At 71.1% G+C, this 24,260-nt stretch carries 13 protein-coding genes; 7 read left to right on the top strand and 6 right to left on the bottom strand.

Features of this window, described 5'->3' with window-relative positions; translation table 11 throughout:
• The 3 genes from G4D85_RS21090 to G4D85_RS21080 form a co-directional block, all read left to right on the top strand.
• On the top strand, positions 1-4,775 hold a 4,775-nt coding region (locus G4D85_RS21090), incomplete at its 5' end, for an amino acid adenylation domain-containing protein (RefSeq protein WP_164014700.1).
• An 81-nt stretch (positions 4,776-4,856) separates the two neighbouring features.
• Positions 4,857-6,080, top strand: coding sequence for an alpha-hydroxy acid oxidase (locus G4D85_RS21085; protein ID WP_164014698.1), 1,224 nt, complete (start codon positions 4,857-4,859; stop codon positions 6,078-6,080).
• Positions 6,081-6,244: 164 nt separating this feature from the next.
• Positions 6,245-7,279 (top strand): helix-hairpin-helix domain-containing protein, encoded by a 1,035-nt coding sequence (locus tag G4D85_RS21080; protein WP_164014696.1) that lies wholly within the window; start codon positions 6,245-6,247, stop codon positions 7,277-7,279.
• 137 nt (positions 7,280-7,416) lie between these two features.
• Here G4D85_RS21080 and G4D85_RS21075 read toward each other — a convergent pair whose 3' ends face one another.
• The 3 genes from G4D85_RS21075 to G4D85_RS21065 all read right to left on the bottom strand — a co-directional run bounded on the left by G4D85_RS21075 (position 7,417) and on the right by G4D85_RS21065 (position 17,045).
• Complete coding sequence (locus G4D85_RS21075; protein ID WP_164014694.1) at positions 7,417-10,605, bottom strand: protein kinase domain-containing protein; 3,189 nt, start codon at positions 10,603-10,605, stop codon at positions 7,417-7,419.
• Between the two features lie 501 nt (positions 10,606-11,106).
• Positions 11,107-12,843, bottom strand: coding sequence for an OmpA family protein (locus G4D85_RS21070; protein WP_240359415.1), 1,737 nt, complete (start codon positions 12,841-12,843; stop codon positions 11,107-11,109).
• Positions 12,844-12,914: 71 nt separating this feature from the next.
• Positions 12,915-17,045, bottom strand: a complete 4,131-nt coding sequence (locus tag G4D85_RS21065; protein WP_164014690.1) for an HYR domain-containing protein — start codon at positions 17,043-17,045, stop codon at positions 12,915-12,917.
• Positions 17,046-17,268: 223 nt separating this feature from the next.
• Here G4D85_RS21065 and G4D85_RS21060 point away from each other — a divergent pair, with 223 nt between their 5' ends.
• Complete coding sequence (locus G4D85_RS21060) at positions 17,269-18,702, top strand: hypothetical protein (protein ID WP_164014688.1); 1,434 nt, start codon at positions 17,269-17,271, stop codon at positions 18,700-18,702.
• A gap of 21 nt (positions 18,703-18,723) precedes the next feature.
• Here the strand turns inward: G4D85_RS21060 and G4D85_RS21055 are convergent, their stop codons facing one another.
• Complete coding sequence (locus G4D85_RS21055) at positions 18,724-19,407, bottom strand: lysoplasmalogenase (protein ID WP_240359414.1); 684 nt, start codon at positions 19,405-19,407, stop codon at positions 18,724-18,726.
• A gap of 233 nt (positions 19,408-19,640) precedes the next feature.
• Between G4D85_RS21055 and G4D85_RS21050 the strand changes: the two genes are divergently transcribed.
• The gene (locus G4D85_RS21050) at positions 19,641-20,195 is read left to right on the top strand and encodes a hypothetical protein (RefSeq protein ID WP_164014684.1); all 555 of its coding nucleotides are present in this window, start codon (positions 19,641-19,643) and stop codon (positions 20,193-20,195) included.
• A gap of 156 nt (positions 20,196-20,351) precedes the next feature.
• On the opposite strand, the gene G4D85_RS21045 is transcribed toward G4D85_RS21050, so the two are convergent.
• Both G4D85_RS21045 and G4D85_RS21040 read right to left on the bottom strand, forming a co-directional pair.
• A complete protein-coding gene (locus G4D85_RS21045; protein ID WP_205525638.1) occupies positions 20,352-20,492 on the bottom strand; it encodes a hypothetical protein in 141 nt (46 codons plus the stop codon).
• 41 nt (positions 20,493-20,533) lie between these two features.
• Positions 20,534-21,961 carry an alpha/beta fold hydrolase gene (locus G4D85_RS21040; protein WP_164014680.1) on the bottom strand — a complete coding sequence of 476 codons (1,428 nt, stop codon included), beginning with the start codon at positions 21,959-21,961 and terminating at the stop codon, positions 20,534-20,536.
• A 320-nt stretch (positions 21,962-22,281) separates the two neighbouring features.
• Here G4D85_RS21040 and G4D85_RS21035 point away from each other — a divergent pair, with 320 nt between their 5' ends.
• On the top strand, positions 22,282-23,031 hold the full coding sequence (locus tag G4D85_RS21035; protein ID WP_240359413.1) for a tetratricopeptide repeat protein: 750 nt from the start codon (positions 22,282-22,284) through the stop codon (positions 23,029-23,031).
• Between the two features lie 171 nt (positions 23,032-23,202).
• A partial coding sequence (locus G4D85_RS21030) for a CARDB domain-containing protein (RefSeq protein WP_275900307.1) occupies positions 23,203-24,260 on the top strand: 1,058 nt, incomplete at its 3' end.

The raw sequence follows: 24,260 nt of genomic DNA, 5'->3' as shown, positions 1-24,260 counted from the left end.
CCGGAGAGCTGTTCATCGGCGGCGACGGCCTGGCCCGCGGCTACGTGGAGCAGCCCGCCCTCACCGCCGAGCGCTTCGTCCCCAATCCCTTCTCCTCCACACCCGGGGCCCGCCTCTACCGCACGGGCGACCTCGCTCGCTGGCGCAATGACGGCGTGCTCGACTTCCTCGGCCGCGCCGACGCCCAGGTGAAGGTGCGTGGCTACCGCATCGAGCTGGCCGAAGTCGAAGCCGCCCTCCTCTCACACCCCGACGTGGCCCAGGCCGTGGCCCTGGTGCGCGAGGACGCCCCCGGCGACAAGCGCCTGGTCGGCTACGTCGCCGCTCCCGAGTCTCTCGACCTCGCCGCGCTGCGCACCCACCTCAAGCAGCGGCTGCCCGAGTACATGGTTCCCTCCGCCTTGGTGCGCCTGGACGCCCTGCCCCTCACCGCCAACGCCAAGGTAGACCGCAAGGCCCTGCCCGCGCCCGACGCGGTGCAGGCCACGCCCGCCGAGTCCTTCGTCGCCCCGCGCACGCCCGCCGAGGAGCAGCTCGCCGCGCTCTGGACCCAGGTGCTCCGCGTGCAGCGCGTGGGCATCCACGACAACTTCTTCGAGCTGGGCGGCCACTCGCTGCTGGCCACCCAGGTCATCTCGCGCCTCCGCGCCGCCTTCGGCGTGGAGCTGCCCCTGCGCGCCCTCTTCGAGGCCCCGACTGTCGCCGCCCTCACGAGGCGCATCGACGCCGCCGTGCACGCGCGCACCGTCCAGACTCCGCCCCTGGTGCCGGTGCCGCACACGGGGGAACGGCCCGTGTCCTTCGCCCAGCAGCGGCTGTGGTTCATCGACCAGCTCCAGCCCGGCGGCTCCGCCTACAACATCCCCACCGCGCTGCGGCTGCGGGGCCCCCTGGACGTGATGGCGATGGAGCAGGCCTTCACCTCGCTCGTCGAGCGCCACGAGTCGCTGCGCACCACCTTCGACGTGCGCGACGGTGAGCCCGTGCAGGTCATCCACGCCCTGCCGCACTTCCCGCTGCCGGTGGTGGACCTGAGCACCCTGCCGCCCGAGGAGTGCGAGGCCGAGGCCCGCCGGCTGGCCACGCACGAGGCCCAGCGGCCCTTCGACCTGGCGCGTGGCCCCGTCTTCCGCGCGCTGCTGCTCCGCCTGGGCGAGCAGGACCACGTCCTCATCGGGACGATGCACCACATCGTCTCCGACGGCTGGTCCATGGGCGTGCTGGTGCGCGAGCTGACGGCGCTCTACGCGGCGCATGCCACCGGCCAGGAGGCGCGGCTGCCGGCCCTGCCCATGCAGTACGCGGACTTCGCCGCATGGCAGCGCTCGTGGCTGCAAGGCGAGGCGCTGGAGCGGCAGCTTGGCTACTGGCGCCAGCAGCTCTCCGGCGCCGTGCCGGTGCTGGAGCTCCCCACCGGCAAGCCCCGGCCCGCCCTCCAGTCCCACCGTGGCGCCTGGCAGCCGGTGCTCCTGCCCGCGTCCGTCACGGAGGCGCTCCTGGCGCTGTGCCAGCACGAGGGCACCACGCCCTTCATGGTGCTGCTCGCCATCTGGCAGGTGCTCCTGTCGCGCTACTCGGGCCAGGACGACATCTCCGTCGGCTCGCCCATCGCCGGCCGCACCCGCGCCGAGACGGAGGGCCTCATCGGCTTCTTCGCCAACACGCTCGTCCTGCGCACGCACGTCCGGCCCGAGGCCACCTTCCGCGAGCTGCTCGCCCAGGTGCGCGCCACCACCCTCGGCGCCTACGAGCACCAGGATGTCCCCTTCGAGAAGCTCGTCGAGGAGCTGCGGCCCCAGCGCAGCCTCAGCCACTCGCCCCTCTTCCAGGTGATGCTCGCCTTCCAGAACGCCCCGACCTCGAGCATGGAGCTGAAGGGAGGTGCGGAGGGCGGGACGCCGCTGAACGTGGAGTCCTTCGAGTCCGGCATGCAGGCCACCAAGTTCGACCTGACGCTCTCGCTGTCCCAGCGGCCCGACGGCCTGGGCGGCACGCTGAGCTACCGCACGGACCTGTTCGAGCAGTCCACCATCCTCCGCATGGTGGAGCACCTCGGCACCCTCATGAAGTCCGCGGTCTCCGCGCCGGACACGCGCGTGGGCGAGCTGTCCCTGCTGCCCGCCTCCGAGCGCCAGCGGTTGCTGGTGCAGTGGAATGACACGCGCCAGGAGCAGCGCTGGGACGGCGCGCTGCACGAGCGCTTCGAGGCCCAGGCCGCGCGCACCCCGGACGCGCTCGCCGTCCTCGACGACGCTGGCTCCCTCTCCTTCACGCAACTCAACCGCCGCGCCAACCCGCTCGCCCATGCCCTGCGCCAGCGCGGCGTCGGCCCCGAGGTGCGCGTCGCCCTCTGCCTGGAGCGCGGCGTGGACCTGGTGGTGGCCCTCCTCGCCATCCTCAAGGCCGGCGGCGCCTACGTCCCCATGGACCCGGCCTACCCCCGCGAGCGCCTGGCCTTCATGCTCCAGGACTGCGGCGCCCGCCTCGCCCTCACCCAAAGCCACCTCGAGGCCCGGCTCGAAGGCGCCTCGGTGGAAGCCCTGTGTCTGGACGACGCGAGCACCCTTCAAGCGCTCTCGCATCAGTCCGAGGCCAACCCGCCCCACGTCACCTCGCCCGAGCACCTCGCCTACGTCATCTACACCTCCGGCTCCACCGGCCGTCCCAAGGGCGTCATGGTGCAGCACGCTTCGGTGATGAACCTGCGCGCCGCGCTGGCCTCCACCGTCTACGCCGGGGCCGAAGGCGCCCTGCGCGTCAGCCTCAACGCGCCGCTGGCCTTCGACGCCTCCGTCAAGCAGCTCCTCCAGGTGGCCGACGGCCATGCCCTGTGCGTGGTGCCCCAGGCCGTCCGCGAGGACGTGGCACTGCTCAAGGCGTGGGTGGAGCAGCACCACCTCGACGTGCTCGACTGCTCGCCCTCGCACCTGCGGCTGCTGCTGGAAGAGGGCCTGGGCGACTCGCGTCCCCTGCGCGTGCTGGTGGGCGGCGAGGCCGTGGACGAGGCCCTCTGGGCGAAGCTGTCCGTCCACCCCTTCCTCCAGGCCTTCAACGTCTACGGCCCCACCGAGTGCACCGTGGACACCACCGCCCGGGCCATTCGCGGCGCCTCCCGCCCCACCCTGGGCGGACCGCTGGCCAACGTGCGCGTCTACGTCCTCGACGAGCGCATGCAGCCGGTACCTACGGGGGTCCCCGGCGAGCTCCTCATCGGCGGCGCGGGCGTGGCCCGTGGCTACCTCGGCCACCCGGAGCTCACCGCCGACAAGTTCGTTCCCGACCCGTTCTCCCCCACCCCCGGCGCCCGCCTCTACCGCACCGGCGACAAGGTGCGCTGGCTGCCGGATGGCGAGCTGGACTCGCTGGGCCGCCTCGACTTCCAGGTGAAGCTGCGGGGCTTCCGCATCGAACCCGGCGAAATCGAGGCCGCCCTGGAGCGGGTGGAGGGCATCCGCCGCGCCGTGGTCCTCGCTCGCGAGGACGTCCCCGGCAACCCGCGCCTCGTGGGCTACCTCGTCACCTCCGCGGGAGGCGCGCTGGACACGGCCGCGCTGCGCTCCAACCTCCTGCTATCGCTGCCCGAGTACATGGTGCCCTCGGCCTTCGTCTTCCTGGACGCCCTGCCCCTCAACACCCACGGCAAGGTGGACCGCAAGGCCCTGCCCGCTCCGGACAGCTCCGCCACCGGCGCGGCCTCCGTCGCACCGCGCACGCCCGCCGAGGAGACCGTGGCCGCCATCTGGGCCGACGTGCTCCACCTGGAGAAGGTCGGCGTCACCGACGACTTCTTCGGCCTCGGCGGTCACTCGCTCCTGGCCGTGCGGCTCATGGCACGCCTCCGCGAGCGCACCGGTGTCGCACTGCCCGTGTCGGCCCTCTTCCAGGGCTCCACGGTGGAGCAGCTCGCGCGCAGGCTGGAACAGCACGAGGAAGGCCTCCGCTCCACCTCCAACCTGGCCCGGCTGGACGCGGGCACCTCCACCGCCCGGCCCCTCTTCCTCGTCCACGGCGGCGGCGGCAGCGCGCTGGGCTACACCGGACTCGTCCGCCAGCTCGGCACCGGCAGGCCCGTCTATGGCCTGTCCGCCTCCGGCCTGGACGGCGGCGAGCTGCCCGCCGCCTCCGTCGAGGTCCTCGCCCGCGACTACCTCGCCCAGGTGCGCGCCGTGCAGCCCCGGGGGCCCTACCTCCTCGGTGGCTGGTCCTTCGGTGGACTTGTCGCCTACGAGATGGCCCGCCTCCTCCAGGCGGAGGGGGAGCCGGTGGGGCTGCTCGCCCTCCTCGATACCCCCGCCCCTGGAGACCAGCCCCTGCCCGAGCCGGAGCCCCTCTCGCTGCTAGCCGGCTTCGGCCGGGTGCTCGGGCTTCCGTGGCGGGAGCTGCCGCTGGACGTGGAGCACCTGCGCCAATTGGACGTCCGGGAGGCGCTGACCTCCGTGCTGGAGCAGGCACGGCGCGCCCCCTCGGGAGCGCTCGACCTGGACCCGGACACGGCCTGGCGCCTCTTCGCCGTGTACCAACGGCTCCACGAGGCGCTGCGGCGCTACGTCCCCGAAGGCACCTACGCAGGCCCCACCCGGGTCTTCAAGACCGCGGCCACCGAGCAGGGACATGCGCGGGGTCCGGACCTGGGATGGGGAGCCTGGCTCTCCACGCCGCCCTCCGTCCACGCGGTGCCGGGTGACCACTACACGCTCCTGCACGCCCCGCATCTCAGGCCCCTGGCGGAGACGCTTGCCCGCCTCCTGGCCTCGCTGGAGCCCGACGCCGCATGACGCCCCGCCTCCCGCGCTGTCGAGACGCCGGGCGCGGCTGCTATCCTCACCCGGGCTTCCCTCCCCGCTGGAGCACGCATCGTGATCGTCAACATCGAAGACCTCCGTCAGCGTGCCAGTCGCCGGCTCCCCAAGGCCGTCTTCGACTACGTGGAGGGTGCCGCCGAGGATGGCTTCACCGCGGGCGCCAACCGGCGTGGCTTCGACCGCTATCTCTTCCGGGCGCGCTCGCTGGTCGACGTGAGCGTGGTGGACCGCTCCACCACGGTGCTGGGCGAGAAGCTCGCGACGCCGCTCATCCTCGGGCCCACGGGGCTGGCGGGGCTGCTGGCACCGCGAGGCGAGGAGCTGGCCGCGAAGGGCGCGGCGAGCCGGGGCGCGCTCTTCACGCTGAGCACCATGTCCATTGGAACCATTGAAGAGGTGGCCGCGGCGGCTCCCTCGCCACTGTGGTTCCAGCTCTACGTGTGGAGGGACCGTGGCGTCACGCGCTCGCTGGTGGAGCGGGCGAAGGCGGCGGGCTACCGCGCGCTGTGCCTCACGGTGGACGTGCCGGCCATGGGCAACCGGGAGAACGACCGGCGCAATGGCTTCACCATTCCTCCGCGCCTCACCTTCACCAACATGCTGGACGTGTTCCGGCACCTGGGCTGGGTGCTGCGGATGTCCTCCAGCCCTCGCGCCACGTTCGGCAACTTCGTGGACGTGCCGGCGCTGAAGCGCACGGATGCGGTGTCCGTCGCGCAGTTCACCAACAGCCAGTTCGACCCGTCGGTGACGTGGAAGGACGTGGAGTGGCTGCGCACGGTGTGGCCGGGGCCACTGGTGCTCAAGGGCATCTCCTGCGCGGAGGACGCGCGGCGCGCGGTGGAGCTGGGGGTGGAGGCGCTCATCGTCTCCAACCACGGCGGCCGGCAGCTCGACTTCCTCCCCGGCGCGGTGGACGTGCTGCCGGAGGTGGTGGACGCGGTGGCGGGGCGCAGCGAGGTCATCCTCGATGGCGGCATCCGCCGGGGCTCGGACGTGGTGAAGGCCATCGCCATGGGCGCTCGGGCCTGCATGATTGGGCGGCCCTTCCTGTACGGGCTGGCCGCGAATGGACAGGCCGGCGTGGAGCTGGCGCTGGACATCCTCTCCAAGGAGATTGACCGGACGCTGGCGTTGCTCGGCCGGCCGCGGCTCGCGGACCTGGACCGCTCGGCCCTCCGCGTGGACGCGCCCGCGCTGCTGGACACGCCCTCATCCCCGCTTCGACTGATGGACGGGGCCCGACGGCTGCCGGCGGATGGCACCCACGGTGGGTGATAAGTATCACCCTGCGCCGCGATACGGCTCACAGCTGGAAAAGGGTGTCGTTCACTGAAACGTGACGCGAACACGGTGGATCAGGATTGAAACAGGCGGGGTGAGTCAGACGGTTCTGATGTATTGAGCCGCGTCACCTCGTTGTCTCCCCCCAGGAGTCCCTGATGCGTCGTATTGGCTCAGCCCTTCTTGCCGTGAGCATGTTCGCCGGTTGCGGTGGTCTCGAAACCGAGTCCTCCTCCGAGCCGCTCGCGTCTCCTTCCCTCGAGTCGCAGCAGTCGGCGATCCTCACCACCACGGACGTGGACGTCGCCGCGGAGTGCCAGGGCATCCTCACCTTCGTGAACACGGCGTCGTACCAGACGCTGGACGCGTACCTGCCCAGCAACGTCGTCACCAACCTCGTCAACCGGCGTGCGACGGCGCCCTTCACGTCGCTGGCGGACCTGTCCTCGGTGCCGCTGGTCGGTGAGGCCCGCCTCAAGCAGCTTGAGAGCGGTGCCCGCACGCTGGACTACATCGACGCGGACTGCACCGGCATCTTCGACGGGCTGGCCCTCTCCCATGACGACGCGGCGGCCATCGTGTCGCTGGTCAACGTCATCGACGACTCGGAGCTGCACGACGTCCTGCCGGACGCGTGGAACGGCGCCGCGAATCTCCTCAACCTGCGCCCGTTCACGTCGGCCCAGGCCATCTCCAACGTGGCGGGCATCGGCGAGGTGAGCTTCCGGAACATCCGGAACTCGGCCACGCTGAGCCGGCCGTTCGAGGCGCTCGCCGCCGCGCTGAACGCCATCCCCAGCAACGGCTCCCGCGGCGCGCAGCTGCGGCGCCACTTCGACTGGTGGAATGAGGTAACGGCCCGGCACGACTACTCCCGGGGCGGTCCGACGTGCTTCGGGCTCGAGCCCAGCAGCGTCCCGTCTGGCGCGACCATCCGGCCGAACCTGGCCAACGCCACCGAGGTGCGCGCCAAGGTCGTGTCCACGCTGAACTACGTCAACGCGAGCAGCCAGATCTCCGCCAGCGTCATCAACGCGGGCCTGGCGAACCTCGACGCGCGCATCGCGGGGCGCTCGTTCAAGGGCTGCATCTTCACCTACGCGGATGACCCGTGGAGCAGCCACACCGTCTCCATCTTCGTCGACACCGTGAACGGCTTCAGCGTGCTGACCGAGACCTGGTGGGCGGAGTAGTCCGAAGCTGACAGTCCTGACGCAAGAAGCCCCAGGTTCCGCGAGGAGCCTGGGGCTTCGTCCTGTCTGGAGTCGGCGGGAGGCCACCTGCTTCGACTTCATCAGCTCCCGCCGGGCCCGCTCAGTGGAACAGCGGCTCAGCGCGGGGCGACCATGCGGGCGCGGCGGGCCAGGCCGGCGTAGCCCAACCTGTCTGCCTCGGCCTGGATGGCCCGCGACTCCGCGAGGGACGCGCCCCCTTCGGAACGAACCAGCTCCACCCGGGCCAGCCGCGCCTCCAGCGCCACGCCCGCCATGCCTCCGGTGGTCGCACGCGCCACCAGGGCGTCCAGCTCGCCCGCCGACACTCGCTGCTCCTCGGGGGTCCCCGCCCGTGCCGCCAGCCGCGCGGCGGTGAGCGTCACCTCGGCGGCGATGAAGGCGTTCTCCCCGTTGCCTGCCAGCGCGCGGGCCCGGTCCATGGCGAGTCGCGCACCCGCTACGTCCCCACGCGCCAGCAGCGCGCTTGCCACCAGGGCGGACGCCAGCCCCTCCTTGTCCACCGTACGTTGCGCCGCGTACGCGGAGCGCGCGGACTCCGCCCGGGAGAGCGCCTCCTCGGGCCGTTCCTCCGCCAGCGCCAGCCGCGCCAGCGCCAGCTCCGTCTCCTCCACGAAGGCCCCCATCCCGCGCTCCCGCCGCAGCGCCAGCGCGCGCTCCAGCGGCTCGCGCGCTCGCGTCGGCTCCCCCCGGTCCAGCAGCAGGAGCCCCAGCTCATAGTGCGCCCACGCTTCGTGATAGTCGTCCTGGATTGTGGAGCGGGCGGCCTCCGCCCCCTTCTCCAGCAGGCGCTGCGCCGCGTCCAGCTCGCCCCGGCGCCGCATCACCATGCCGAGCTGGATGGTGGAGGAGTTGAAGTCGAGGTGAAGCCCCAGGCGCTGGAAGAGCGCTCGCGCATCCTCGGTGAAGCGCAGGGCCTCGGCCTGGTAGCCCAGGTGGCAGCGCAGCCATCCCGCGTTGACGAGCGTCTCCGCCTCCAGCGTGGTGCCCCGGAACTCGCGCGCCGCCCGGAGCGCGTCCGCATAGACCGCCTCCGCGTCGTGGAAGCGCACCTGGTCCGTGAGGGCGATGGCGCGCCCCAGCATGGCCCGCAGCGCGCCCCCCCGGTCCCCCTCGGTGAGGAACAGCCGCTCCGCCTCCTCCATCAACTCCACCGCTCGAGCGGACTCCCCCTGGTTGCGCAGGGCGAACGACTCGGAGATGAGCGCATGGGCCACCATCAGGTGCTGGCCCGCCCGGCGGGCCCGGGCCACTGCGCCCGCGGCGTGCCGGCGCGCGGCGGCGAAATCACCCGCGGCGCTGGTGGCCAGCGCCGCCACCAGGTCGATGCGCGCGTCCTCGCTCAGGGGTGGGGGCAGGCGGCGGAGCGAGTCCAGGGTGGCCAACGCCTCGCGGTTCTGTCCCGCGGAGACCTGCGCGGACACCAGCGCGGTGCCGTACTCCACGTTGTCGGGGAAGAAGTCGAAGAGAGTGCGGTACGCTTCGATGGCGTGCCCCCAGCTGGCCCGCGCCTCGTGGTGGCGCGCCTCCACCAACAGCCGCTCCTCGCGGGACAGCCTGCCGGACAGCGCGTAGGCGCGCCGCGCGGCCTCGCTCGCGCGCTCGTCCAGGAAGAGCTGCTTGAAGGCGACGGCCAGCGCCGAGTGAGCCAGGGGGAAGCCGGGCTCGAGCTCCACCACGCGCTCCAGCCGCACCACTGCGGTGGCCGCGTCCCACCGGCGCAGTGCGGCCAGCCCTTCGGCGTAGAGGCGCGCGGCGTCGGGACGGGCGGGCAGGGAGCTGCGCACGCTCCGAACCTGCTCGGTGGTGAGCGGCGCCATGCCCAGCCGCACGCGCAGCACTTCGCCCACCCGTGACACGAGCGCCAGCAGGTCCCGCTCCGTCCCCGTCTCCGTTACCTGCGCCACCGTCTCGCCGCTCGCCGACTCCTGGAGCCGCAGGTCCAACCGAAGCGCCACCCGGCCCTCCTGCGCCAGCAGCAGGTACCCGCCCGTCAGCACCAGGTCAGCGCCCGAGTGGACGCGGATGCGCTCGAGCGTGTCCGCCGCGAGGCTCTCGCCCTCGGGCAGCGCCAGCTCACGGTCCATGCGCGCCACGTCCTCACCGGACAGCACGCGCACGTGCTCGCCCGCCGTCAGCTCCGCGGAGAGCATCTCCACCAGCGCGGTGGACAGCCAGGCCGCGTCTGGCCGGGCGGACAGGTTGCGCGGCGCCAGCACCGCCACGGACCGGCGCGCCACCGGAGCCACCACGCCCGGAGAGGTGACGGACGCCGCCAGCCACGCGGGCCCGCCCGCTGGCGGGTGGAGCGTCGCGCCCAGGCTCGCCACCGCCAGCGAGGTGGTGACGAGCGTCATTCGTGGCCACCGCCACCGTCGTGCCGCGGCCCGCTCCGGCGGGTCCGACTCGCGCGAGCCCTCCCTCAAGGCCGAGACGACCTGGCTCGCGCTGGTGAAGCGCGACTCGGGCGTGCGCGCCAGGCAGCGCAGCAGCACGTCATCCCAGACGGGCGCCAGCTCCGGAACCAGGGTGCGCGGCGCGGGCGGAGGCTCGTGCAGACGCTTGAAGGCGGCCGTGAGCGGCACGTCCGCCACGAAGGGGAGCCGCCCCGTCACCAGCTCGAAGAGCACCACCCCGAAGGAGTACACATCCGAGGCGGGCGTCACGGGCCTGCACGCCACCTGCTCGGGGGACATATAGCCAGGGCTGCCCAGGAAGGCGCCCTCGCACGAGGCGGCGGCCTCGCCCTCGCGCGGCACGCCCCAGGCGAGCCCGAAGTCGGTCACCGCCACCCGCACCCCCCCTGGCGCGCCGGGGGCCTGGACCCGCATCACGTTGCCGCTCTTGAAGTCGCGGTGGATGACGCCTGCCGCATGCGCCGCGTCGAGCGCGGCGGCCATCTGGCCGGCGAGCAGCAGGGCCTCGTCCGGTGCCAGCCGCCCGTGCCGCATCAGGTGCTCCCGGAGCGTCAGCCCCTCCAGCAGCTCCATGGTGAAGAACGGCATCTCGCGCGGCGAGCCCTCCGGGCCGGTGCCCGAATGCAGGCCCAGGTCGAACACCCGGCACACGTTGGGGTGTGTCACCCGTCTCGCCAGGAGCAGCTCGCGCCGGAAGCGCTCGGCGGACTGGGGCCGGGTGGCGTACTCCGCGCGGATGAGCTTGAGGGCCACTCGCTCGCGCAGCGCCAGGTCCTCCACCGCGTAGACCTCGCCCATCGCGCCCTCCGCGATGAAGCGCAGCACCCGGTAACGCCCTGCCACCACCGCGTCTGGGGCGAGCGTCCGCACGGGTGGGGACGGCAGCGCCACCGGAGCACACGGGGCCACTGGCTCGCAGGTCTCCGTGTCTGCAATTGCTTCAGGCGGCTTCATGTCCATGAACCCGAGGCTCCCGCCTCACGAGCTGGACTGTTGAGCCTGGCCCGCCCCAACCCCACCGCGGCGCTCCTTCCCACGGGGTCCTGGGTGGCCGTGACGCTCGCGCGCAACGGCCCGGTCAACGCCTCGCAACGACACGGCTCCGCGCTCCGGACGGGCGTGCGCGCGTACGGGTGGGCTGCTCGCCACATAGGTCATCACTCCCTGCGCTCGGTCGCGGCCCGGGGGGACCGCGAGCCGTCGGCAAACCCGGCGGCCTTCCGCCGGGTTGCCGGTGGCTCTGGAGTGTCAATACGCGTGCTCGTACGACAGCGCTGTTAACCAGTTCACACCCAGGGCTGGTGCGCTGAAACCCTCACACTTCCTGGGGCGGGCCCCCGCGCCTCGGTCGAGGCGCGGGGCCCTTCGGCGTCACTGCGTGACGATGAACTCCACGCGGCGGTTCTCGGTCCGGCCTTCCGGCGTGTCGTTCGATGCAACGGGGCGCGACGGACCGTAGCCCCGGGCCTCGAGGCGAGAGCCCGCGATGCCACGCTGGATGAGGTAGGCCCGCACCGCATTCGCGCGCTCCTGGCTCAGCGTCTGATTGAGCTGTTCCGGTCCCGTGCTGTCCGTGTGGCCCTCGATGCGGAGTGAGACGCCGGGCCGCGACTTCAGGAGCTCGGCAATCGCATCCAGCTCGCGTGCGCCGTCTCCCTGAATCTCGGAGAGACCCACCGGGAAGACAATCTTGCGGTTCGCCAGGGAGAGCCGCTCCTCCGCGACCGGAGGCGCGACAGGCTCGGGGCAGCCCTGCCGGCTCGCCACTCCCGGCTCGTTCGGGCACTTGTCCGTGGCATCCGGCACGCCGTCGCCGTCCGCGTCCTGCACGGCCGGGCATCCCTGGTTCTCCACGACGCCCTTCTCGTCAGGGCACCTGTCCGTGGCATCCGGCACGCCGTCGCCGTCCGTGTCCTGTACGGCAGGGCATCCCTGGTTCTCCACGGTCCCCTTCTCGTTCGGGCACTTGTCCGTGGCATCCGGCACGCCATCTCCGTCCGAATCAGGCGCCGGGCAACCGTCGTGGTCCGGAGACCCCGCCTCGTTCGGGCAGCGGTCCAGCCGGTCGACGACACCATCGCCATCCGAGTCCTGGTCCGGGCACCCCGCGTTGTCCGGCGACCCGGCCTCCAGCGGACACCGGTCCGACTTGTTGGGCACGGAGTCACCATCGTCATCGGAGTCAGGGCACTGCTCGGGCGTGTGCTTCCGTCCTCCCTTGCAGACGTCCTCGGGCGGAGGGTTGTGGGCCCAGGCAATCCCCGCACCCAGACGCCACGAGGGCGTCCCAGGAATGTCGGTGAAGCCATGCCCGGCGAGCGCATTCAGCTCGAAGCCACCGCCAATGGGCAGCCGCACGCCTCCGAGCAGCTCCACCGCCACATCCGGGTGCACCAGCGACTCCGCCACCTGCAAGGCCAGCTCGGCGCGCAGGCCGTCTCCCCGGGTGGCCACCATCAACCCCTGCTCGAGCTCGGTGCCCACGTCGCGACCGGGCTCGACCTCCGTCGACCTCACCCGAGCGCCCAGGCTGGCACCCAGCGCGAACATCCCCACCTCGCGCCCCACGGAGACGCGGGGCGAGAGCTGGAACCCGGCCCAATGCTCCTGGCGCCCGAAGGCGCTCGCCCGGCCTCCCGGAAGCCCCACGTCGAGCCCCACCGCGAGGGACACCGGCGCCCCTTCCTCGCGCCGGAGCAGCGAGTAGCGCGCGCCCACCTCCGGCGTCCCGAGCCCCGCGGACGAAGGCTCGGAGACCCCCGCCAGCGTCGCCGCGCCATGGCCGCCCTGGGAGATGATGACCGGCAGCCGGGCGGACAGCTCCAGGCGGTCCACCGGAGACCACGCCCCCATCAGCCACGCCGAGGTCCGGTAGTGCAGGATGGACCGGTCGACCCCATCACTGCCCTCCAGGACGAGGATGCCGCGCTCATAGTTGGCCAGCAGGCTGAGGCGATAGCCGCCTTCCGAGAGCACCCGCCCCGAGTCCACCAGCAGCGAGTCCGTCGCGGCGGCGCTGAGCCGCAGCCGCTCCGCATCGAACGCCACCAACGGGCTGGAGAGCGTCTGCCCCGAGGCGCTGGTGGCGACCAGGGCCGCGACGAGCACACAAGTCCGAGCTGATTCAAGCAAGGGAAGGTCCTTCGAGCTGGAGAATCGAACGAGGAGGTTCCGGAGGCTCACGGGGAGACCCGCTCCCGGCCGCGCCGGCGCCCCGCCCACAGGGCGAGGACCGACAGGACGACCAGCGCCGCATTCGCGCCTCCACCGGCGGCCTGACAGGCGCCGCCGGCAATGGACACCACCTGGGCCTGGACGGTGACGTCGAACGCGCACTGCGCGGAGTTTCCGGCGGCATCCGTCGAGGTGACGGTGACGCGAGTCACGCCATGGGGAAGGCGGGAGCCGGACCCGGGCGACGCGGTGACGGTGGGGGTGGAGACCGCGTCCGTGGACTCCGGCGCGTACGTCACGGGCGTGCCATCCGCCTCGTCCGAGCTCACCCGCACGTCCTCCGGACAGCTCAGCGTCGGAGGCGTCGTGTCCCGCACCGTCACCAGGAAGGTGCACGAGACCTGGTTGCCGTCCGCATCCTCCGCCGTCACCTCCACCGTCGTGTCTCCCAGCGGCAGGGTGCTTCCCGACGGCGGTGAGTACGTCACCGTGGCAGCAGGCGTGCCCGGCCCCGAGACGGTGGCCGGCGTGTACGTCACGCTGGCGCCCGAGGGGCCCGTCGCCTCCACCACCATGTTCGCGGGACACGTCAGCTCCAGGGGCGTCGAGTCCTCCACCGTCACCTGGAAGGTGCACGTCGCCCGATTGCGCGCCGCGTCCTCCGCCGTCACGGTGACTGTCGTGGTCCCCAGCGGGAGGGTGCTCCCCGACGGCGGCGAGTACGTCACCGTGGGATTCGTGGTGATTTCGTCGCTCACGGTGGCGGGGGGATACGTCACCTGCGCCCCCGCGGGCCCGGTGGCCTCCACGACGAAGTCCGCCGGGCAGGTGAGGCTCGGAGGCGTCTGGTCGACCACGCCGAGCGTCACGGTGGCGACGTTGCTGTCCAGGCCGCAGTCCCGCGAGCGGAAGGTGAAGCTGTCAGGCCCCACGTAGCCCGGGTTGGGCGTGTACGTGACGGAGGGCGGCGTCCCGCTCAGCGTCCCGTGGGCCGGCGGGGTGACGATGACGTAGCTCAGCGGAGCCCCCGCTTCGGCATCCGTCGCCACCAGCGTCAGATTCACGGGCACGCCGTACGGCGTGGAGGCCGTCAGGTCCTGCGCCACCGGCGCGGCGTTCTGCACCACCGTCACCATCCGCCCGCCGCCAATCGCACTGGCGAAGACAGAGAGCGCGTAGGCGCCCGGCGTCGCACTCGCGGGAATGAACACCGTCACGCCGGTGTCGGACATCTCGGTGCCCTCCAACGACCAGAGCCGGCGCCCCTCGGCCGCCTGCAGCCGCGCCAGCGGGAAGTTCGTCGCGGAGTCCTTGTGGTCTCCCCCGCTGGCTCCGGAGATGCCCCGGAACAGCGTGCCGGTGATGCGGGCGGAGCAGGTGTTCAGCACCACGTCGGGCCCCGTCACCACCGGACGCCAGCCCGGCTGCGCCCCGGTGTCCTCATACAGCTCGGCGCTTGCCAGCCACGCGCCCCCGGCGCCCTGCCCCCCCACCGCGAGCACCTCCTGCGAGGGCAGCACGACGGTGTCGAAGCGCATCCGCTCGGCGGCGAGGCTCGTCGCGGGCATCCAGGTGTTCGTCGCGCCGTCGTACAGCTCCGCGCTCGCGAGCACCGTTCCCCCCGCCCCCTGCCCTCCCGCGACGAGCACCCGGCCCGACGGCAGCAGCGCGGCGGAATGGAAGGCGCGCGAGGTGCCCAGCGCCCCCGCCGGGCTCCAGGTGTTGGAGGCCGGGTCATATACCTCGGCCGACTCCAGCTCCCCCGCCAGCGAGGTCCCCGCCGCCGCCAGCACCCGGCCCGAGGGCAGCAGCGTCAGGGTGAAGGAGGACCGTGCCTCCGCGAGGCCTGCCGCGGGGGCCCAGGTGTTGGAGGTCGGGTCATACAGCTCCGCGGACGCCAGCTGCACGCCCCCATTCTCGCCACCCGCCACCAGGACCCGGCCATCGTGCAGCAACACGGCCGCGTGGCGCGCGCGGGGCGTGGCGGCCGGCCCGACGGAGCTCCACGCGTTGGCGGCCGGGTCATACAGCTCCGTCGCCCCGGTGCCCGCGCCGCCCACCACGAGCACCTGGCCCGAGCCGAGCACCGTCGCGGTGTGCCCGTCCCGGGCGGTCGCCATCGAGCCCGCGGACGTCCAGGCCTCGGCCACGGCGTCGTACAGCTCCGCCGAGGCCAGCGACCCACCACCATTCGCCCCGCCGACGGCGAGCACCCGGCCGGACGGCAACAGGCTCAGCGTGGCGCGCTCGCGCGCGGTGGCCAGGGAGGCGGCGGGAGCCCAGGCGTTGCTGGAGCGCGTGTAGCGCTCCGCCGTCCCCAGCACGGCACCCGCGCCCCGCCCCCCCGCGACCAGGACCTGGCCGGAAGGCAGCAGCACGGAGGCCGAGCTCCGGCCCTGCGCGAGATTGCCGGCAGGAGCCCACCGCTCGCTGGAAGCCTCGTAGAGCTCCACGTCCGCGAAGAAGGCCAGGCTCGGGTTCGAGCTGTAGCCACCGGCAACCAGCACCTGGCCGGTCGGCAGCAGGGTGGCAGTGGCATTCTCGCGAGGCACCGCCATCGTGCCGGCGGCGGACCAGGCTCCCGTCGCCGGGTCATACAGCTCCGAGACGGGCTGCACGTCGCGCGCCGCGTTCGAGCCGCCCTGGACCAGGACCTTGCCGCCAGGCAGCAGGGTGGCCGTGTGCCCGTTTCGGGGATGGAGGAGCGCACCGGTGGCGGTCCACGTGTTGGCCGCCGGGTCATAGAGCTCCGCGTGGGTGGTGACGCCCCCCGCCGTGAAGCCGCCCACGAGCAGGACCCGGCCATCGGGGAGCAACGTCCCCGCTGTGTAGTGCCGGGGCACCAGGGGCGACGCCGCCAGCGACCAGGTTCCAGAGGCGGAGTCATAGAGCTCCGCGACGGGCACCTCTCCATCGACGCTGTTGAAGCCGCTGACCGCCAGCACCCGCCCGTCCCTCAGCAACGTGGCGGTGTGGGCGCGGTGGACGACGGACATGGCGCCGGTGGCGGTGAAGGTGTTCGTCGCTGCGTCGTAGAGCTCCGCCGTGTTCAGGTTGGAGCCTCCCGCGACGAGCACCTGCCCCGAGGGCAGGACGGTGACGGTGGGCAGGCTGCGAGTCGCGGCCATCGCCCCCGTGGCGGACCAGGTGTTCGTCGCGGCGTCATGGATGCGCGCCGACAGGCTGCCATCCGTCATGATGAACGCCCTTCCGGTGGGCAGCATGACGCCCACCGCGACGTTGCCCTGGATGCCGGGATTGCCGGCCGAGGCCCAGGTGCCGGTCTCCGGGTCGAAGCGCTCGGCGGAAGTCACGAACCCGGTCCGGTTGACGCCGCCCGCCACCAGGATGTCGCCGTCGGGCAACAGCAGCGAGGCGTGCTGGGCCCTCGCGGTCGCCATGGTGGCCGTCGACGACCAGCCCGGGTCCACCACCAGCGGCGCGGCGAGCCCCTCGAGGGAGACGTCGGTGACGAGGCCCACCCGCGGGCCCTCGGCCTCGAACACGTTCGCCAGCGAGGTCTCGCGTACGCCCGACAGCCGCACGCCGCCACGGCGGGACTGGCCCCGGGCGTCGCGAACCTCGGAGGGATGGAAGCGGAGGACGGGCAGCCCCTGCGCGTCGAGGAACTCCACGTACTCACCGGTGTCACGGAGGCGGCGCACCGAGGGCGGGAGCGTGACGTGGTACTCCGCGCGGTGGAGGCCCTCGGAGCCATCCACCACCCAGGCCTCCTCCAGGCGCGACGTCCGCCAGCCTTGCGCCACCTCGGTGGAGGCGCCCACCGGGAACCAGAAGTGTCGCTCGCCCGCGAAGGCCGCCGCGCGCTCACGGCGCAGCGCCGGTGCGTCGCCGGAGCCGGGCGTCTGCGCGACGTGGAAGGTCAGCCCGCGTGTCGTCAGCGCGAGCGAGCCGCTCCCGGTGAGCTGGGCGGTGAGCGCACGGGCCTGCGCGGCCGAAGCGGGCGCGGCTCCGGGGGACGCCGCCACCTCGGCGGCGAGCTCGGGGAAGTAGGCCCGCGCCAGGGAGACCGCCTCCGCCGAGGACGGCAGGGCGCTCTTCTGCTCGCACGCGAGGACGAAGACACCGCAGAGCACCACGAAGACAAGGCGTCCCGAGACGCAACCTGGCTGCATCAGTCACCCTCCACGCCCACGCATGCGCCATGGGCTGACGCGCGGGGGCGCGCCGCACGCGGACGTCCTCCGCGTGAGACCTGGGCTGTAGCACGCTTCGGCCGGATCCGGGTCAAAACCGACGCCCAGGCGCGAAGGCAACCGGGCACCTTCACTCATCGTGAATATAAACATTCGCTAGGATTGCACCGCCTCATCAAAGCCCCTCCCCCGAAGGTGCCCCATGAAAGTATCCAGGAAGCTCCGTGCCCTGCTGCTCTTCTCCTGTCTGGCGGCGCTTGGCGGTTGCACGCCAGACAGCGGGCCCTCGTCCGAAGAGCCTCTCGGCGAGGCCGTGCAGGCGGTGACGACGACCACGCTCAGTGCCTATACCAATCCCTCCACGAACACGGTCCTGTCATCCACCGGAGGAAAGAAGCTGGTGTGGACCACGAGCGGCCTGCACTCCGTCTGGGCCCGTGGCGGCACGGTGTATTACGCCACCTCGCCGGACGGAGTCGCCTGGAGCGCGCCCCTGGCGCTGGATACGAGCGCGGCCTTCGCTCCGTCCATCGCCAGTGCGGACAACGGCACGGTGGGCGTCGTGTACATCCGTAGGAATGCGGGCGGAAACGGCTACAACCACGTCTACTACCGCTCCAGGGGCCCGGCCGGCAGCTGGGGCGCCGCCTTCAAGGTGACGTCCGACTACACGAGCGAATTCGGAACGGACACGTCCATCACCACGCTGGGCGACATCGTCCATCTGGCCTGGTCCTCCACCAGCTACGTCTTTCACGCGAGCTTTCCGCTCACCCAGACGACCTCCATCCCGACCGCCTACGTCGTCAACCTCTCGTCGATGTGCTCCATCTACACCCTCAGCAACCCCTCCATCGCCGTCTCGAATGGAACGTTTGGGAACCCGCCCATCATCCGCGTCGCCTGGTATCAGTATCGGAGGCCCTACTCCCCGACCTGCACCCCGGACGACTCTTTCGGCTGGCTCGTGGCGGAGAAGCCGGCGAACGCCAACGACTACTGGCCCGTCGTCGTCTCCGGGTATGGGGGGCCGGTTTCTCCTTCCGGCACGGGGGCCGTCTCCCTGTCGCTCACCGCGAACAAGTCGACGGCCGACTTCTACCTGGCGACGAGCGACCTCGTGAACGGCGTCGGCTCGACGCGGCTCTGGTATGAGAATGCCTGGTCGACGACGGACACGTGGCGCTCGGTTTCGATTCTGCCGCGCGCGGCCCTCATCGACGTGGCCGCGGAGTTCATGAACTGTGGCCCCCAGCTCCGCATCGCGGTCTCCGACTACACCCAGGGGAGCAATGGCTATGGGCCGACCTTCACCCAGACAGGGACGTGGGAGGGGGCGGCAACGACTCCCACGTGGCTCACCTCCAGCACCCCGACGGCGAGCCAGGGACGCGTGGGCAGCGCGCTGCTCTGGGAGAAGACCCTGACCTCCACGACGGTGCGCGATGTCTACTCCCTGTTCGAGACCTGGGCGGGTGCCAGCAACTACACGCTCGTGGACGCCTACGACACGAAGCCCACCCCGAGCTGCGGCCCGCCCTCCTGCACCGCCTGCCATCCTTCGGAGTTCACCCGCTCCGGGCTCATGAACCAGGGGACCTGCGCGAGAGGGCAGCGCCTGGGCGCAAGGCCCTGAGCGACGGGCGAGCGCCTCGCTTCAGGCGCTCGGTGACGCGAGCCCCGGAGAGGAGACATGGGAGGGTGAAGCCAGGGCCTCGCGGGCCGAGACGGCAATACAAGCCTGCGCGGCCCAGTAGAGCAACATGATGGCGTAGCTCGCGCCGGGCAGTGGACGCACGAAGAGCTTCACGGCGAGCAACCCATCGCTGGCGGTGAACATCAGCGCGCCCGCGAGCGCAATCCACTGCGCTCGCCGGGCCAGCACCGGGTTCCCCATCATGGCCGCCGAGCGCCAGCCCATCGTGCAGATGACGGCGACATAGAGCGTCACAGGCAGCGCCAGGCTCCCGAGGCCCGGCCACAGGAACACGCTGGCCCCCACACCCAGCAGCGCGAAGGGAAGTGCCCGCGCCAGACGGGGGCGTCGCGACACGGAGAGGTACGCGGCGGAATAGCTCACATGTGCCAACAGGAAGGCGCCCAGGCCCGGCAGGAACCAAGCCGGCCCCAGCTCCAGCAGCAGATCTCCGAGCAGCGAGAGCACAAGCCCGGAGAAGATCCACCGGGGGTAGCGCTCCCGCGGCGGCCACAGCCACAGGAGCAGGCAGAGCATGGGCAGCGCCTTGGTCACCATCCGGATGTCACGGCGCTCCAAGTCTAGAGCCAGGAGGAAGCCCACCGCCCCCACGGCGCCCACTGCCGCGAGGATTTTCGTCGCCAAGGTCCACTCACCGCGCATGGGTTGCACCTTAGCGCGTCCTTCGCGCTCGCTTCGTCATCCGGCGCCGAGCCACTGCGCGGGAGGGGGGTGCCCTCGGCGTCGAGGCAGACTCCCTATCCGTCTTCTGCTCATTTCCTGCATCGTTTTCTTCCTCGTGGGCTCATCGGACACTGGGGGATCATCCTGGCCTCCCGCAAGTAGGGAGGCGCTCGTGCCTCTCGAAGGAAGAGCACATGAAGACCTGGATCTTCGCGGTGTTTGCCGTTGCCGTGGCAGTGTCGCCCTGGAGCGCTTCCGCGCAGATGGGCCCGCCTTACGACCCATGCATGTGGCCGTATGAGCAGTGCATGGTCAATGCGAGCTACGAGGGGGACCCGTACCTGCGCGAGCTGTTGGAGCGTCAATGCCAATGGGGCTACGAAGCCTGCCGGCAAGAGGCTGGCTACTGTGGGGACCTCGTCTGCGACGGTGGGGAGACCTGCTCCAGCTGCGCGAGTGACTGCACGTTCACCGCCACCTATGACAAAGGCACGGTGACTCGCAACTGCTCGACGACGCAGACCGGTACTTATATCGCTTATGGCGAGTACCGACAGGTGGGCAACTGGTGCGAATACCCTGTCTATGCGACCTATGCCGTGACCTGCAACGTGTACCGCATTACCGACCACTACAATAGCTGCGGCAACCCGCCCTACACCACCCAGGAGACCTACGAGACCTCCACGACGACAACCAGCAGGACCCGGATCTCCACGCATGCCACGTACGGCACGTGCATGCACTGAGTTGACGCGGCTCGCGCGTTGAAGCCGGAAGTCGTCGCCAGACAAGAGGAAGCCTGGCGTCGGAGTAATTCGTCACGCGCTCGCCTGCGCGTGACGAAGCAATGCGCATGTCCACGGGGGCAGCGCATGCAAAGACTCGCACGGCCCGGGTGAGCGTCAGCACCCCAGCCTTCGCCGCAACTGCGCCGCGTCCGTCAGCGTCCCACCCGCTGCCACGGTGTGCTCGGCGTAGCGCACCGCGAAGGCGCGCAGTGTCTCGGGAAACGGCGTCGAGCCACTGCGTCGCCCGGCCTTCATCGGAGCCATCGGCCCGGTGGTCGGAGCCTGAAGCCCGGGAGTCAAATCGAACAAGCCGCACGAGGCGCACGCCGCTTCTGGACGAAGGTGCTCACCGCGGCTTTGAAGCAATCTGGCGCCGTGAAGAGCAGGAAGTGCGGCCCACCCTTGACGGTGAACAGGTTGACGCCAGCGGCTTCGGGCAGGAGGCGGATATGGGCCTGGGCGCCAGCAAGGGGCGTCTTGGGGTCCATGTCGCCCTGGAGAACCAGGACCGGCGGAAGAGCGGCTGGAGACCGGCCGAACCACTCGTCGCGCGGATAGGCCAGTGACGTGCGACCGACGAGCTGACCCGGCAGGCTGCTGACGAACAGGAACCGGGCGGCTTCGGCCTCCACCTGGGCCTTGGTGAGGCCTGGCCGGGCGTTGTTCTCGGATGCGCTGATGACGCTGACGAGCGGGATGGAAAGCGATGCCTGCGGGAAACGGTCGAACTGGGCGCCCAGTGCCTCCAGGTCATGCTGGACCTGCCGCAACGGCTCGAGGTCTCCGCCTCTGAGGCCCGAGAGGACGAGGGGAATCCGCGCCCGCAGCTCCGGGCTGTCCAGCAGTGCTCCAAAGAAGAGTTTCGGACGCCCCCCGGGGACGGCAGCGGACAACTTGGGATCGTCGACGAGCCCCTGCATGGCGGCGACCGCCGAGTCCCCGAGACGAGCACGGCAGCCCGGGTCCGCGTCGCAATGCGCGAGAACCGCGCGGCCCACCTCGTCGACGACGGCCGAGCGATGACTGAGGTCCCATTGCTCGGTCGTTTCCGGAGGAACGAGGGAATCGAGCACGATTCCATCGAGGCGCCGCGGCGGGGCGACCGTCATCATGCGCAACACCAGCTGCGTGCCGTAGGAGACCCCATAGAGCCACGTCTTCCGGCCGGCGGAGTATCGCTCCATCAGCGCGCGCAAATCGTGGGCGGAGTGGGTGATGGTGAAGGCGCGAGTGCGCTTGGAATCGGACTCCAGCGCCTCGAAGCATGTCGCCCACTCGGCGCCCTGGAGCGCGGCGCCCCCTTCACTGTCGGCGGCCTCCTCCTTCTGGCAGAGCCGGCTCGAGAAACCAGTCCCGCGATGATCGGGGACCAGCAGGTCATATCCCGGGAAGGCGGCCCGCAGGGTCTTCAGCAGAGGGTAGAACGAAGCCCCTGACTCGCCGGGCCCACCCGCCACGAGCCAGACCTGCCCGGCCGACCGCCCCGGAGCCGGGAACTTGCGGACGAAAAGCTCGATCCGCTCACGGCTCGGGTCCGCGTAGTCCAATGGCACGCTGAAGCGAGCGCAGAGGGAACCGGCGAGAGCGGTATCCTCCTTCGCGTCCAGGCAACCGACGAACCCCTCGGCACGGGTCGCCGTGCTTTGCTCGGACGCGTGCGCGAGGCTGCCCAGAACGAGTGCACCCCAGATGGCGACCACGGCTGCGAAGGTGGGACATTTCATGTTCACACTCCGAGAGAGCCCGGGAACTTTCCAGAGAGGACCCACGAGCACAATTCAAAGTGGATTGAGCCCGCCCCTCGTCACCAGGGAACTCCCAGCCAGAGCCCGTGGGCAACACCTCGGGCCCCGCCTCGCGCCAGTGGCGGTCTACCGAGAGCCGTTGGCGACCCTCGAAGATGACGGGGGCCAGCTTCACCTCCGTCGCCTCGAAGCGCTCCAGTCAGCGGCCCTCCTCGGCCCCTCTGCTCCCTCCCTCCCCTTCAACTGGGCCCCCTTCCCTCTTGTGCGTGGAGGGGAGCTGGGCCCTGGCGCGCAAGAGCGTGGACGTCGCCAGCCCGGCGCTGATGGGGCTGAAGTCGAACCGGCTCGGCGTCCTGGGCGAGCAGGGCGAGCGTTTGCTGGAGCTGGAGCACGTCCGACGCGTCCTGGCGCATCGCGAGCGCGTCTATGGCGCCGCACACCCGGACGTGGCCCTGGACGTGCACGAGGTGGGGAGGCTGCTGCGCCTCCTGGGGCGTCCGGACGAGGCGCGAGGCTTCCACGCGCGCGGCGTCTCGTTCCAGCGGCCCCTGGTCGACAAGGGCGAGATGGATGGCGCGGGGCTGCGCGCCCTGGCGGATGCCCTCCTCTTCCTGGGGCAGGTGGACGAGGCCCGGCGTCATGTGGAGCAGGCGCTCGCGAGCATGGAGCGGGACCTGGGGCCTTCGTCGTCCGAGCGCATCGAGGCGCCGCTGCTGCTGGGGGACGTCCAGCTCGCGCGAGGCCAACCCGCCGAGGCCCTGGTGCCACTTCGGACCGCGCTGGAGGCGCTCACGGCGCTGTCGCGGGTAGCGGTCGATTTCATGCAACGGTGTCGCCCGGCCTGTCCCCTCACCGGCGCGCTCCACCAGAAGTCCACCGCCCCCATGTTCCAGGCGCTGACCGCCCTGCGAGGCCGCCGGAAGGACAGCGTAAGACGATGTAGACAATTGATGTGTCTTCATAGCAATTATACAACACCGTTGCTTGCTCCCATACTGCCCGCGTTGATATTCCGCCCTTCGCGTGAATTGCGCGTTCAGCAGGACTGACTGTTCTCACCTCGGGGTAAGCGCATGAATCGACGAAGCAGCAGGGTTGGAAGCCTTCTTGGAGCGGTCGTGTTGCTGGCGGCGGCTGGGTGCGAGCGCCCGGCGGAGAGCGGCCCGGCAGTTGAGGTGGGCGCCACGAGGCAGGGCGCCGTATCCGGCCCGGACTTCATCGTGTCCGCGGTAACGGGGCCGGCCAGCGCCACGTCCGGACAGCAGATCTCCGTCTCCGTGACGGTATGCAACCAGGGCACCGTCAGTGGCAGCGCGCCGGTGGAGGTGTACCTGTCGGCGGATGCAACCATCACTCCCAACGGCCCTACGGGGCCATCGCCGGACTTCTTCGTCGGCTACGCAGCCTCGCCATACCTCAACGCCGGCCAGTGCCAGGTGCTGACGGTGCAGGGCCCGGCGTATGCCTCCACCGAGGGCGCCTGGTACCTGGGCGCCGTGGTGGATCCGCAGAACTCCATCTCCGAGCTGATTGAGAACAACAACACCCAGACCGGCAGCCGCATCGGCGTGGGCAACAAGCCTGACTTCATCGTGTCCGCGGTCTCGGGGCCGGCCAGCGCCACGTCCGGACAGCAGCTCTCCGTCTCCGTGACGGTATGCAACCAGGGCACCGTCAGTGGCAGTGCGCCGGTGGAGGTGTACCTGTCGGCGGATGCAACCATCACCCCCAACGGCCCTACGGGGCCATCGCCGGACTTCTTCGTCGGCTACGCAGCCTCGCCATACCTCAACGCCGGCCAGTGCCAGGCGCTGACGGTGCAGGGCCCGGCGTATGCCTCCACCGAGGGCGCCTGGTACCTGGGCGCCGTGGTGGATCCGCAGAGCTTCATCTCCGAGCTGATTGAGAACAACAACACCCAGACCGGCAGCCGCATCGGCGTGGGCAACAAGCCTGACTTCATCGTGTCCGCGGTCTCGGGGCCGGCCAGCGCCACGTCCGGACAGCAGCTCTCCGTCTCCGTGACGGTATGCAACCAGGGCACCGTCAGTGGCAGTGCGCCGGTGGAGGTGTACCTGTCGGCGGATGCAACCATCACCCCCAACGGCCCTACGGGGCCATCGCCGGACTTCTTCGTCGGCTACGCAGCCTCGCCATACCTCAACGCCGGCCAGTGCCAGGCGCTGACGGTGCAGGGCCCGGCGTATGCCTCCACCGAGGGCGCCTGGTACCTGGGCGCCGTGGTGGATCCGCAGAGCTTCATCTCCGAGCTGATTGA

The organism is Pyxidicoccus trucidator (assembly GCF_010894435.1).
GTDB lineage: Bacteria > Myxococcota > Myxococcia > Myxococcales > Myxococcaceae > Myxococcus > Myxococcus trucidator.
The sequence above is the reverse complement of the archived record's forward strand: the minus strand, read 5'-3'. Positions and strand labels throughout refer to the sequence as shown.